At 67.8% G+C, this 13757-nt stretch carries 10 protein-coding genes; 8 read left to right on the forward strand and 2 right to left on the reverse strand.

Annotated features, from left to right (window positions below; genetic code table 11):
- Positions 1-200: 200 nt before the first annotated feature.
- Both LL946_RS08720 and LL946_RS08725 read right to left on the reverse strand, forming a co-directional pair.
- Positions 201-524 carry a hypothetical protein gene (locus tag LL946_RS08720; protein WP_404386638.1) on the reverse strand — a complete coding sequence of 108 codons (324 nt, stop codon included), beginning with the start codon at positions 522-524 and terminating at the stop codon, positions 201-203.
- A 176-nt stretch (positions 525-700) separates the two neighbouring features.
- Positions 701-2158 carry a Fis family transcriptional regulator gene (locus LL946_RS08725; protein ID WP_404386639.1) on the reverse strand — a complete coding sequence of 486 codons (1458 nt, stop codon included), beginning with the start codon at positions 2156-2158 and terminating at the stop codon, positions 701-703.
- Between the two features lie 181 nt (positions 2159-2339).
- On the opposite strand from LL946_RS08725, the gene LL946_RS08730 reads away from it, so the two are divergent.
- The 8 genes from LL946_RS08730 to LL946_RS08765 all read left to right on the forward strand — a co-directional run bounded on the left by LL946_RS08730 (position 2340) and on the right by LL946_RS08765 (position 13739).
- On the forward strand, positions 2340-4445 hold the full coding sequence (locus tag LL946_RS08730; protein WP_404386640.1) for a hypothetical protein: 2106 nt from the start codon (positions 2340-2342) through the stop codon (positions 4443-4445).
- 3 nt (positions 4446-4448) lie between these two features.
- Positions 4449-6077 (forward strand): type I restriction-modification system subunit M, encoded by a 1629-nt coding sequence (locus LL946_RS08735; RefSeq protein WP_404386641.1) that lies wholly within the window; start codon positions 4449-4451, stop codon positions 6075-6077.
- Entirely contained in the window at positions 6070-7194 is a 1125-nt protein-coding gene (locus LL946_RS08740; protein ID WP_404386642.1) for a restriction endonuclease subunit S, read from the forward strand. The genes LL946_RS08735 and LL946_RS08740 overlap by 8 nt, the downstream gene beginning before the upstream one ends.
- Before the next feature lie 28 nt (positions 7195-7222).
- Positions 7223-10444 carry a type I restriction endonuclease subunit R gene (locus LL946_RS08745; RefSeq protein WP_404386643.1) on the forward strand — a complete coding sequence of 1074 codons (3222 nt, stop codon included), beginning with the start codon at positions 7223-7225 and terminating at the stop codon, positions 10442-10444.
- Positions 10444-11082 carry a DUF4433 domain-containing protein gene (locus LL946_RS08750; RefSeq protein WP_404386644.1) on the forward strand — a complete coding sequence of 213 codons (639 nt, stop codon included), beginning with the start codon at positions 10444-10446 and terminating at the stop codon, positions 11080-11082. Before LL946_RS08745 ends, LL946_RS08750 begins: the two co-directional genes overlap by 1 nt.
- A gap of 18 nt (positions 11083-11100) precedes the next feature.
- A complete protein-coding gene (locus LL946_RS08755; RefSeq protein ID WP_404386645.1) occupies positions 11101-12165 on the forward strand; it encodes a macro domain-containing protein in 1065 nt (354 codons plus the stop codon).
- 78 nt (positions 12166-12243) lie between these two features.
- A complete protein-coding gene (locus tag LL946_RS08760) occupies positions 12244-12846 on the forward strand; it encodes a hypothetical protein (protein ID WP_404386646.1) in 603 nt (200 codons plus the stop codon).
- Positions 12843-13739 carry a hypothetical protein gene (locus LL946_RS08765; protein WP_404386647.1) on the forward strand — a complete coding sequence of 299 codons (897 nt, stop codon included), beginning with the start codon at positions 12843-12845 and terminating at the stop codon, positions 13737-13739. The genes LL946_RS08760 and LL946_RS08765 overlap by 4 nt, the downstream gene beginning before the upstream one ends.
- The last annotated feature ends 18 nt before the right edge of the window (positions 13740-13757 follow it).

Here is a 13757-nt window from a genome sequence, read left to right on the forward strand (position 1 = left end):
GCAGCGCCTGACGGATTCGGTCGTCGAGATCGGGTGGCAGTGGGCATCCGTTGCCTCCGTCCGCTGTCCCGGTCGGCGCGGTGCACTGCACCTGAGGAGGCAGGCCGGGGTGAGCCGAAGGAAGGCAGAGCCGGTGCTCGTGCCCGTGTCGGCATAGGAAGAGGACGCTGACGTGGCGCCTCGCGAGCTGGCTCATGGCGTCACGGCGCTGTCTGGTAAGACCGATGCATGGGTGCCGACGTCGCGAGGCCAAGGCACAGGCCCAGGACGAGAAGGGTCAGCAAGGCAGCCGGGCGGTGGTCGCGGGCCTCGACACCTTGGGTCGCGGTCAGCTCGAGCAGGTCTCGGGCTGTCCAGCCGTTGACGACGGACTGCTGTGGCGCGCCCTCCGTCCTGCCCTGGTTGAGGGTGTCATCGAACATGACGCTGGAGACGTCGGCGGCGGTGACGCTGTCGTGCGGCGCTAGGGCCACCATGACGACGGCAGCTGCGATCGCAAGCACCAGTGCTCCGAGCCGGCGCACGAGCAGCGCTCGATCGCGTCGGTGAGGCGGCGTGGCAGGTGCGTGAGGCGTTGGTGGTGTGGTCAGTTCTTCGGTCATTGGGTTCTCCCTATGAGTGAGGTGGTGCCCCGGCGCTCCGGAACGTGATGGGGGTGAGTCGGCCGCTCCCCTCCTTCTGTAGCGGCCGACCCACCTGGTCAGGCGGCGCCCTGCGCCGACCCGTCGGGTGCCGAGGCGTCGCCCTCGACGGCCTCCATGGCCACCCCGGCGAGGGCGTCGAGGGCCTCGCCCAAGTGACGGGTGATGCCGGTCTGGATGCTGTTGCACTGCTTGTCGATGAGATCGGCGTTCTTGCGAACCGACCCCGACGCCTTGCGGATCGTGTTGATCCCCTCGAGGAGCGCGATGGCTGCCTGGATGCTCTCCTCCGCGGTCTCGAGCCCCTCGACGTCACGACGGGACGACGCCGCGATCGCGGAGGTGCGGACGAGCTGCACGACGGTGCGGAGCAGGTTCGAGTCGTCAGAGGCGGGGTCGAACGCCAGGACGACGCGTCGCGGCCCGAGGACCCGGATCGTCTGCCCCTTGTTCTGACCGGTGTTGCGCACGACGCCGATGGACGCGACCGCCTCACGGTTGCGCTCGGCCTCGTCGAGGTAGTCGTTCCACACGCGACCGTCGGTCGAGTCGTGCATCTCGATGACGACACGCGCCTGGCCCGCCCCGACGACGAGCAGCCCGTCGCCCTTCTTGCACCGCGCGATGGTCCCGGCGATCCCGCCCGTGTCCGAGTACTCGTCGCCGAGCCCGACCGCGATGTGGTCGATGACTGCGCCCACCTCCGATTCGAAGGTGCCGCCCTTGAGCGGGGTCACGCTCGCGGTCCTGACGACCGCGGCCCGTGCCGCCTTGTCGACCTCGACGGCCTTGGCGAGCTCCTCGACCTTGCCGACGAGGGCGAGGTGGTTCTTGTCCATCGAGGCGGTGAGCGCCTTCTGCTGCTCGGCGAGCGCGGTCGCCTGCTTGGCGAACGGTGACGTCGGGTCGGCCGGGTCGAACTGCCGGCTCACCTTCGCCAGGAGCTTGTCCGTCTGCTCGAACGCCTGCTCCCCCATCTTGCGACCGGCGGCATCCAGCACCGGGCCGAGCCGCGCGAGCAGCTCCGGGTTGTCACCGCCGACGAGGCGCTCGACCTCGTCGCGCAGCGCCTTGGTCGAGACGGCCACGGTGTCGGCGAAGCCCTTGCGGGTGGACGCCTCCGACTCGGCGATGGCCTTACGGGCAGCCTCGGCCGCCTTGCCCATCGTCTCGGCGGCGTCTGCCGCTGCCTTGGCGGTGGCGTCGGCAGCCTCTGCGCTCGACGCGACCGTCTTGTCGCCCACCTCGGCGACGAGCCGCTCCAGCTCGAACGTGTCCTGCGCGCTGCCCGCGCCGGCGATGGCCCGGGCGCCCACGGACATGGCCTGGGTGACGAACGAGCCGAGGTCGGCATCGCCCATCTCGAGCGCCGCGATGGCCGCTCCACGGCGACCGGTCGACCAGCGGCGGGCCTCGGCGACGACCTCGCTGTCTGTCAGGGCAAGGTGCTCGATGACGACGGCCGGCTGGCTCGGGTCGAAGGACGCCGAGTGCGGCGTGGGGTTCGTGGTGCTCATGAGCGAGCTCCCTTCTCGTCAGCGGCTGCGTGGTCGCTGCCGTCGAGAAGGACACTCCTCGGTTCTGGCTAGGCTCTCGATCCAAACGGGTGATAAGCGGGGTTATCACCAAGTTGCGCGTGCACGTGGCCATCGAGTCGTAGGTTGTGCGGAAGGCCAGCCCGCTCGAGAGGAGATCCGCATGACGACAGCAACTCGCCATCAGCTCTCCCTCAGCGACATCGCCCGTCTCGCAGGTGTCCAGCGTCCGGTCGTCTCCATGTGGCGCCGTCGACCGCTGGCGGGCCACGTCTTCCCTCCACCCGTGGGCCGCGTCGGAGGCGAGGAGCGCTTCGACGCCGACAAGGTCGTCGCCTACCTGACCGCCACGTCTCGCGGCAACAACCCCGAGGCGGCCGACGACCTCGCGGCGCACTCCCAGCTCGCCCAGCTGACCGACCTCGACGAGGTCGTGGCCGTCCAGGGCCTGACTGCTCTGCTCTGTCTGGCCGCCGCACACGACGAGCCCCTCGCTGACCTATCCGAGCGAGACCTCCTGGCCCTCGTCCGTGAGGTCGACCCCGACGACACCTTTCTCGCTCGCGAGGTCGTTGCTCTAGGCCCTGACCTGTCGCGGCTCGCCAACCATGCCGACGACCTCGCGAGCGCGTCCTACTCCGCGGAGGCCGCCGTCGAGCGCATCCTGCGACGGCATGCCGCCGCGGTCCACCCCGGCGTGACCGCGACCGCCCTCGATCCCGTGGCTCGTGCGCTGGTGGCCCGGACCGCGGCAGCGCTTGCGGCCGATGCGACCGACGGCGTCCCGCTCTTCGTCGACGTCACCGACAGTGCCGCTGACCTGTTGCTCGCAGTCGAAAACCTGTATGCCGGTGAGCTCGCTCCCAGCGTCGCCACCCTCGCGCTCGACACCCCGACCGCTCGGCTGGCTCGGCGCCGACTTCGCATCCACGATGTGCACCGCATCGATGTCCTGACCGACAAGGTTGGGGACTTCAGCCTCAAGGGCGGTGCGAGCGACGTCGCCGTCCACGTCCTCCAGCTCCCGCCGGCGGGTGACCCGGGCCTGTCCGACCTCGACGTGCTCGATGTCGTCGGCGATCTCCTGGTCCAGCTCGACGACACCTCACGGGTCGTCGTCATCGGTCCGGCGAGTGCGCTCACCGATCGACCGCGCACTGCCGAGGTCGACCGGGCTCGGGACGCCGTGCTGCGCAGCGATCGCCTTCGCGCCGCGGTTCGCCTGCCCAAGGGTCTTGTGGTGCACTCGCCGCGGAGGCCCCTCGCGCTGTGGGCCTTCGGCCCAGCGCACCCCCAGGTCGCGGTCCGTGACCGCTGGACCGTCGTTGCCGATGTCGGCCACGACGTGCTGGATGAAGCGATGCTCGAGGGGCTCGTCACCGACGTCGTCGCGGCGATGCGACCTGACGAGCGCTCAGCGAAGGATGGCGACGTACTGGGCCTCGTGGGGGCTGACACCGCACAGGTAGTGGGGCACCAGTTCCGCTTCGGTCGCCGGGTGGCGACCTCGCAGCTGGTCGTCGGGAGGAGGTCGCTGGTCGACGTCACCAGCGTTCGACCTCGCATCGACGTCCACGAGGTGCCGGGCATGGAGCTGGCGTCCGTGGTTCGCCGGCTTATCGACGACCTTGCCTCGGAGTCGCTGGCCGGTCTGCACATCGAGGCCACGCCGACCGCGGGCACGGCATCGCGGCACGCTTCCACCACTGGGGCACGCGCCGTGGCTGACGGACTGCTTCGAGTCCTGCCGGGAAACCGGATCGAGGCAGCGGATCTGTCGTCCAGCCCGGAAGGTCTCGCCGTGCTCGGTCGCGACGAGGTGCTCGGGCGCATCACGCGCGGTGGGCGCCGGATCGCTCTGACGACCCTCGCCACCCGCTATCCCTCGGGTCGGCTGACGGAACCGGGAGATGTGGTCATGTGCACCTCTCCCCGCGTGGGCGCGCTCGTCGACGCGGAGGGCGGCTCGGTCGTCCAGTCCCCGGCACGAGTCCTCAGGATCACCGAAGCAGGCCGTCGTCGCCTGCTGCCCTCGCTCCTCGCCGCCGACGTCAACGGCCCCGCCACGCAGCGCGTGTCCGAGTGGCAACGGTGGCCGCTGCGGCTCCTGCCTCCCGATGCCAGCGAAGCGCTTGCTCTCGCCACTGCCGCACTCGACCGCGAACGTGACGCCCTGCTCGCCCGGCTCACCACTCTCGACCAGCTTGTCGCGACCGTCACCGACGGCGTGGCGCAAGGAACGTTGACCATCTCCATGAAAGGACTTTGAGACATGCCCCCCAGGACCAAGAAGGTCGTGGCGCCCGCTGCGCCGTCGACGATGAAGGAACTCAAGGACACGCTGTGGAAGGCGGCCGACAAGCTGCGCGGCTCGATGGACGCGTCGCAGTACAAGGACGTCATCCTCGGCCTCGTCTTCCTCAAGTACGTCTCCGACTCCTTCGAGCACCGTCGTGAGGAGATCCGCGCCGAGCTCCTCGCCGACGGCTGGGACGAGGGCAAGGTCGAGGGACAGCTCGACGACATCGACGAGTACACCGCCCACAACGTCTTCTGGGTCGGACCGCCCGCCCGCTGGGCGTACCTCGCGCACCACGCCAAGGGCCTGCCGGCGCAGGACGGGCAGCCGGCCAAGAACATCGGGCAGCTCGTCGACGAGGCGATGGACCTGCTCGTCGGGGCGAACCCGAGCCTCAAGGGTGCAGTACCGCGGATCTACAACCGCGACAACGTCGAGCAGCGCCGTCTCGGCGAGCTCATCGACCTCTTCAACAGCGCCCGCTTCGGCGGTGAGGGCGTCTCGAAGGCCCGCGACCTGCTCGGTGAGGTCTACGAGTACTTCCTCGAGAAGTTCGCCCGCGCCGAGGGCAAGCGGGGCGGCGAGTTCTTCACGCCGCCGAGTGTCGTGCGAACGCTCGTCGAGGTGCTCGAGCCGACCAGCGGTCGCGTCTACGACCCGGCGTGCGGATCGGGTGGCATGTTCGTCCAGGCCGAGAAGTTCCTCGAGTCCCACCACAAGGACCTCACCGCGATCTCGATCTACGGCCAGGAGCTCAACGAGCGGACCTGGCGGCTCGCGCGCATGAACCTGGCGATCCACGGGCTCAACGGGAACCTCGGCACGGTGTGGAACGACACGTTCGCGCACGACGTCCACGCGGACGCCGAGATGGACTACGTGATGTCGAACCCGCCGTTCAACATCAAGGCGTGGGCGCGCAAGGAGGACGACCCGCGCTGGCGCTTCGGAGTGCCGCCGGTCAACAACGCGAACTACGCCTGGATTCAGCACATCATCAGCAAGCTCGCGCCCGGGGGCTCGGCCGGCGTCGTCATGGCGAACGGCTCGATGTCGTCGAACTCCGGTGGGGAGGGCGACATCAGGGCGCAGCTCGTCGAGGCCGACCTCGTGTCGTGCATGGTGGCGCTGCCAACCCAGCTCTTCCGCAGCACCGGGATTCCGGTGTGCGTCTGGTTCTTCGCCAAGGACAAGTCGAAGGGCAAGAGCGGGTCGGTGGACCGCACCGGCGAGGTGCTCTTCATCGACGCCCGCGAACTCGGCTTCATGGTCGACCGCGCGGAGCGGGCGCTGGCGGACGAGGACATCGCGAAGATCGCGAACACCTTCCACGCCTGGCGCGGCACGAGCTCCGCTGTCGCACAGAACCTCTCGTATACCGACCTGCCCGGTTTCTGTCGAAGCGTCCCACTCGCGGACATCAAGGCTTCGGACTACGCACTCACGCCGGGGCGGTACGTCGGCGCTGCCGAGGCCGAGGACGACGGGGAACCCATCGAGGACAAGATCGAGCGCCTCACGAAGGACCTCTTCGCCCAGTTCGACGAGTCGAGTCGGCTTGAGTCCGAGGTCCGTTACCAGCTCGGGAGGGTCGATGTCTGAGCGACGTGTTGTGCGCTTGGGCGAGGTCGCAGACGTTGGATGGGGCGACACGGCAACAACGAAGTCTGCTTACGCCCTCGACGGGTATCCCGCCTTTAGCGCTTCAGGGCCTGACGGCTTTCTTCCGTGGGCACAGTTCAATGGACCTGGGATCGTCCTCAGCGCCATTGGGGCACAGGCGGGGCGAACGTGGCTCGCTTCGGGGGAATGGTCGACAATCAAGAACACGATCCGGATCCTGCCGAAGGACCCGTCGGTGTCGATCGAGTTTCTCTATTGGGTTACGCGCGATCCGTCGATCTGGCCGATCCGGGGGTCGGCTCAACCATTCATAAGTCAGGGAGACGCGAGGGACCTGCTCGTATCGCTTCCTGACCTGCAGCAGCAACGGGGGATTGCGGAGGTGTTGGGGGCCCTCGACGACAAGATCGCCGCCAACGCCGCACTCGCCCAGTCCGCGGACGCGCTCGCAGGGCCAGTCTTTGCTCGGGCTTGCACGGATCCGGACGTTTCCGCTGCGCCGCTGGGCTCGCTAGCGACCATGGTGCTCGGTGGGACACCGAGCCGGACGAACGAGGCTTACTGGCGCGACGGCACTGTTCCCTGGCTCAATAGCGGCAAGGCCAACGAGCAGCGGGTGATCAGCCCTTCTGAGCTGATCACGGAAGAGGCGTTGGCCAAAAGCGCGGCAAAGATGATGCCCATCGGAGCGACTGTTCTCGCCATCACTGGGGCCACCCTGGGGCAAGTTGCACGTCTTGAGATTGAGGCATGCGGCAACCAGTCACTCGTCGGCGTGTGGGGTCCCTCGGACGCTGACACGGACTGGATCCACTTCGCTGTCCGTGAGGCCATACCCGAACTCCTCAAGTCGGCAACTGGGGCTGCTCAGCAGCATGTGAACAAGCAGGCCGTAGCGAATTTGCCCATCATCACCGCGTCAAAGGAAACGGTTGCGAAGTTTGGTGCTGCAGTGCGGCCCCTGCTTTCACGAGCGGCTCAAGCGGACCGAGAGTCTGCAGTGCTTGCGGAAACGCGAGACGCGCTGCTTCCGCAGCTGATGTCCGGGAAGATCCGGGTCAAGGACGCGGAGCGCGTCGTCGAGGAGGTCGTCTGAGATGGCGGCTGTTGCAGGGGGAGCCACCATGGAAGGAATGTCGGAGGCGGCGTGGGAGGAGTTCGCTCTCGAGGCCCTGGCGGAGCAGGAGTGGCGGCCGGTCGACGGACGGACTGTCGCCCCGGGCTCGGGTGAGCGAGAGTCGTGGGACGAGCTCGTCATGCCGACGCGGTTCATCAGGAAGCTGCGTGACCTCAACCCGCTCGTCCCGATTGAGTACCTCAAGCAGGCCGCCGCCGACATCCTTCGCCCGACGTCGGGCGATGCCCTGACCGAGAACCACCGCGCCCACGGCTTCATGGTCGAGGGCTACCGCGGGGTGTCGTGGATCGACAGCGACGGCACCGAGCAGAACCCGACGATCCGGCTGATCAGCACCGACCCGAGCGAGAACGACTGGCTGGCCGTCAACCAGGTCACCGTCCGCTCCCGCGACGTCGAGCGCCGCTTCGACATCGTCCTCTACTGCAACGGCCTGCCCGTCGCGATCATCGAGCTCAAGAAGGCCGGCACCGTGGGCGCCACGTCTGCTGCTGCCCACGCCCAGCTCCAGACCTACATCCGCGAGCTGCCGATGGTGTTCCGTTTCGCCGTCCTCACGGTGGCGAGCGACGGCGTCACGGCGAAATACGGCACGCCGTTCACGCCGCTCAACCACTTCTCGCCGTGGAACGTCAACGACGACGGCAAGCCGGTGGTGTTCGGCGAGGCCAGCGACGACGAACACATGGGTGTCGAGCTCGAGTTCCTCATCGAGGGCGTCTTCAACGTCGAGCGCTTCCTCCAGCTCCTGCGCAATTTCGTCGCCTTCGACGCCGGCGCGGAGGGGCTGTCGAAGCGGATCGCCAAGCCGCACCAGTACTTCGCCGTGACCAAGGCTGTCGCCTCAACGGTCGACGCGGTCGAGTCCGACGGCAAGGCCGGTGTCGTCTGGCACACCCAGGGCTCGGGCAAGTCGATGGAGATGGAGCTCTACACCCACGCGGTGCAGCACCACCCGAAGCTGCTCAACCCGACGATCGTCGTCGTCACCGACCGCACCGAGCTCGACGGCCAGCTCTTCGACTCCTTCAGCAGGAGCGAGCTCCTCGGGGAGAAGCCCAGGCAGGTGACGACGCGCGCCGAGCTCCGTCGGGAGCTGACCGACCGTACGACGGGCGGCATCTATTTCACGACGCTGCAGAAGTTCGGGCTGTCCAAGGACGAGAAGGACGCGGGCGACAACCACCCGCTGCTCTCCGACCGCCGCAACGTCATCGTCATCGTCGACGAGGCCCACCGCAGCCACTACGACGACCTCGACGGCTATGCGCGCCACCTCAAGGACGCGCTCCCCAAGGCGACGCTCATCGCCTTCACCGGCACACCGATCTCCTTCGACGACCGCAACACCCAGGCCGTCTTCGGTGACTACATCGACATCTACGACCTCAGCCGTGCGGTCGACGACGGCGCCACCGTCCCGGTGCACTTCGAGCCGCGCCTCATCAAGATGCGCTTCGCCGAGGGCGTCTCCGAGGAGGAGGTCGACCAAGCCGCCGACGAGCTGACTTCCGGCCTGGACGACGTCGAGCGCGAGCAGCTCGAGCGCAGCGTCGCCGTCGTCAACGCGGTCTACGGCACGCCCCAACGGCTCGCCGAGCTTGCGCGCGACCTCGTGCAGCACTGGGAGACCCGGCGCTCCGCCATGGAGAAGTTCATCTCCGGACCGGGCAAGGCGCTTGTCGTGTGCGGCACGCGCGAGATCTGCGCCAACCTCTACGACGCGATCATCACCCTGCGCCCCGACTGGCACGACGACGCCATCGACAAGGGCCGGATCAAGGTCGTCTACAGCGGTGACCCCACGGACACGCCACCAGTGTCGAAGCACGTCCGCCGTGATGCACAGAACAAGGCGATCAAGAAGCGCCTCAAGGACCCCGACGACGAGCTCGAGATCGTCATCGTCAAGGACATGATGCTCACCGGCTTCGACGCGCCGGCGTGGCACACCCTCTACCTCGACCGTCCGCTCAAGGGCGCCCTGCTCATGCAGACCCTGGCCCGGGTCAACCGCACCTTCCGTGGCAAGGAGGACGGTCTCCTCGTCGCCTACGCACCGCTCGCCGAGAACCTTCAGAAGGCACTTGCTGAGTACTCGCCGGAGGACCAGGAGCGACGTCCGCTCGGGCGCAACGTCGCCGAGGCCGTGGTCCTCACGAAGGAGCTCATCGCGAAGCTCGACGACCTGCTCGCAGGGTACGACTGGCGCAAGGCGTACGCCGACCGGAGCGCGCGAGGCGACCGGACGGCATACGGCTTCGTCGTCAGGAAGGCCGTCGAGCACCTCCGGTCACCGAGCACGCCGGGGAACGAACCGCGCGCGGACGGCGACGACAGCGAGACCCTCGGTGCGGCATACCGGCGACTGTCGAGCCAGCTCTCGCGCGCGTGGGCGCTGTGCGGAACGTCCATCGACGTGCACGAGCTCCAGCCCGTGGCGCGGTTCTACGAAGAGGTGCGCGTGTGGATGGCCAAGCTCGACGCGGCCGACCGCGAGTCGCGCGGCGAGCCGATCCCCGAGGACATCCAGCGGCTGCTCGGAGCGCTCATCGCCGAGAGCACTGAGACCGGTGAGGTGCTCGACATCTACGAGGCCGCGGGGATGCCCCGGCCGAGCCTCATGGACCTCAGCCCCGAGTTCCTCCGGCAGACCCAGGAGGCAACGAACCCGCACCTGGCCATCGAGGCGTTGCGTGACCTCATCGCCAAGGAGTCGGTCAAGGCGACGGGATCAAACACCATTCGGCAGCAGGCGTTCTCCGACCGGATCAACGACCTCATGCGCAAGTACACGAACCAGCAGCTGACCTCGGCCGAGATCATCGCCGAGCTCATCTCGCTCGCGCACGACGTGGTGGCTGAGGCGGGGCGGGGCGCGACGTTCTCGCCACCGCTGGATTCGGACCAGCTGGCGTACTTCGACGCGGTAGCGACCAACGAGTCAGCGGTCGACGTCATGGGTGAGGGAGTGCTCGCCGAAATTGCGCGTGAACTCGTGGCGATCATGCGGCGCGACATCCGCACGGACTGGACAGTGCGCGAGGACGTGCGGGCGAAGCTGAGGACCTCGATCAAACGGCTGCTCGTGAAGCACGGGTATCCGCCGGACGGTCAGCCGGCCGCGATCAAGCTCGTCATGGATCAGATGGAGTCGATGGCGCCGCGGTACGCGCAAGATACCCGTCATGAGGGGGTGGGTGGTTGATGTCACGTCCCATCCCGACGCCCATCATGCATTTCACCCGCGTGGAGCACTTGCCCACGATCCTTGCGGAAGGGCTGCTTAGCGATACGGGGGCGCAGCGGTCCGGCAGCTTGCAGATCGAGATCGGACACAACGAGATCAAGGAACGTCGACGCCGCCTCAGAGTGGACGTAGGACCAGGCGGTGTGGTGGCGGACTACGCACCCTTTTACTTCAGTGAGCGGAGCCCAATGATGTACACGCTCAGCCGAGGAAACGTGGCCACGTATCAGGAGGGTTTCGATCGTGTGATCTACCTCGTCAGCACCGTGGAGGCACTGGATGACTGCGGATGCCAGTGGGTCGTCTCGGACCGAAACGCCGCCCAAAGTCTCGCGTCGTTTGCCATGGGGGCGGATGGGTTGAACGACTCCGTCGACTGGCCCCTGATGTCGGCCATGCAATGGGGCTGGTGTGCCGAGGATCCCGAGCGTCCGGATCGCCGTGCGGCTGAGTGCCTCGTACACGAGGTGGTTCCATGGCGAGCGTTCAACGAGGTGGTCGCCAGGAACAACTCGACGGCGGAGGAGGCACGGGCGGTGATCGCGGCCACCGGGCACGACACACCGGTTAGTGTCAGACCCGACTGGTATTTCTAGTTCATGGGAAGCGACAGGATGATTTCGTACGCCGAGGGCAACCTGCTCCAGGCCGACGTCGACGCCCTGATCAACACGGTTAACACCGTCGGCATCATGGGCAAGGGCATTGCACTGCAGTTCAAGCGCGCCTACCCGCACATGTTCAAGGCCTACGAGCGTGCAGCGAAAGCTCGCGAGCTCTCCATCGGTCGCATGCACGTGTGGCCAACGGAGCAGATGACTGGACCGCGGTTCATCATCAACTTCCCGACGAAGAGCCACTGGAAGTCGCGGTCACAGCTCAGTGACGTCGAGCGGGGCCTTGACGCATTGGTCGATGTCATCCACGCCGAAGGCATCCGCTCCATCGCGGTCCCACCGCTCGGTTGCGGCAATGGCGGCCTCGACTGGCGTGACGTGGAGCCGCTCATCGTCCGCAAGTTGTCGCCGCTCACCGATGTCGACGTGATCATCTACCCGCCCAACGGCGCTCCCGCGGCCGTCGACATGCCCAACGCTGAAGCGAAGCCCGACATGACCGCCGGTCGAGCCGCCCTGATCTCACTCATGGCCGGCTACGAGACCCATGCCTTGGCGATGCCCTCCCTCATCGAGTCCCAGAAGCTCATGTACTTCCTACAAGAAGCGGGTGAGCCGCTCCGGCTCGAGTTCACCAAGCACCTGTACGGCCCGTATGCCGACAACCTTCGGCACGTGCTTCGGGTCGTTGAGGGGCATTACGTCACCGGCTACGGGGATGGCTCGAGCCCGGTACAAGAGGCCGAGCCACTCACGGTCCTCCCCGGGGCGCTCGAAGAGGCCCAGCCAGTTCTTCAGGCTCATCCCGAGACGAATCAGCGCATCGAGCGTGTACTCGAGCTTGCGGCGGGATTCGAATCGGCCTACGGACTCGAACTCTTGGCCACGGTCCATTGGGTTGTGCGTGAGAATCCGGCCCAGGCGGACGATCTTGACGCTGTGGTCGATGGCGTACAGCGGTGGAGCTCGCGCAAGGGACGGATGTTCAGTCGCGACCACATCGAGACCGCATGGCAGAGCCTCCGCGACCGCGGCTGGATTCGAACTCTCACGTCGGTCTAGCGCCCACGTTGTTTGGTCTGTCCCAAGAGGGATACGGCTCCAAGGCGGTTGTCAGTGGTTGCGCCTAGGTTTTGGGTCATGGAGGGGACGCCAGCACTGAAGGGGCCTGAGGGCTTCGTCCGTTCGGTGGTGTCCGCGCTCGCACAGGTCACCGCCGAGGGGCTGACCGAGGCGGAGCGGATCGAGGTGGTGTCGGCACTCGAGTCGCTCAAGGGTGGGGCCTCGGCAGCGCAGGCGCGCATCACCGCTTCGGCGGTGACGGATCGCGAGGCGCTCGGTGAGGACTCTCGCAGCGTGCGCGCGGACCTCGCGTTGGCGCGGCGGTGCTCGCCGACGCTGGCGGACCAGCACGCCGGTGTCGCGCGGGCCCTGGTGGACGAGATGCCCAAGACGATGGCTGCGCTGACTCGTGGTGAGATCAGCGAGCGCTGGGCGGCGATCGTGGACCGCGAGACCGCGTGCCTGAGCCGTGAGCACCGCAGCGAGGTCGACCGGCGGCTCGCACCCGGCATCTCGCGTCGCTGGGCGACAAGGCTCTGGCCGCCGCCGCGCGGCGGGCGGGTGCTGCGCTCGACTCCGAGTCACTCGCGGAGCGCCACCGGCGTGCGGTCGCCGGCCGACGTGTCAGTGTCCGCCCGGCCGCGGACGGCATGGCATGGCTCTCGATCCTCGGTCCGATGAAGGAGATCATTGGCGCCCACGTGGCGCTCGTGCGCGAGGAAGGCCGCCGGCACGTCATCGACCCCGACCTGCCCGACGACGAGTGGGAGAAGGCGGCGACTGCGGCTCGCGCTGACACCCGTGACAAGGGCGCGTGGCTGGCCGACCGTGCCCTCGAACTGCTCTCCGGGCGCGCGCAGGGCCAGCCGCAGCCCGTCGAGGTCAACCTCGTCATGACCGACCGCACGCTGTTGCCGGCCGCGTTCGGTGGCACGGCGCCGGTCGACGACTGCGCCTCCATCCCCGGCTGGGGTCCGATCCCCGGATCCGAGGCCCGCGCTGCAGTCTCCGCCGTCCTCGACTCCGACACCGACGACTCCTCGGCCTTCGCATGGCTGCGACGGCTGTTCACTGATCCGACCGGTCGCGACCTCGTCGCGCTCGACTCCACACGGCGCCGCTTCCACGGCGGGCTGCGACGATTCCTCGAGCTCCGCGATCCCACCTGCCGGATCCCGTGGTGCGACGCGCCCGCCATCGACGCCGACCACACCCAGCGAGCAACCGACGGCGGCGCCACGACCGCCGCCAACGGAGACGGCCTCTGCCGACGCCACAACCAGGTCAAGGAGCATCTCGGCTGGCACGTGCGCGTCGAGTCCACCGGCCTCGACGGCGAAGGCTCGCCACGAACGGGACCACACGGCATACGGATCACGACCCCGACGGGGCACACCTACGACTCGACTGCACCACCCATCCTCGGTGAGGGCTGGGTGCCACCCGTGCCCGACGACTGGCTGGACGACGTCCACCTGCTCGATCGGCCGTTGCCCGTGGACCCGTGGGGAGGTTGGATCCCCGACCCGCCCGACGAGTGGTTCCCGCAGGAAGACGAGATGCGGGCCGCGTGACCCTGCCCCACTAGGCTG

It is taken from the genome of Knoellia locipacati (assembly GCF_044791685.1).
In the GTDB taxonomy this organism is placed as follows: domain Bacteria; phylum Actinomycetota; class Actinomycetes; order Actinomycetales; family Dermatophilaceae; genus Knoellia; species Knoellia locipacati_A.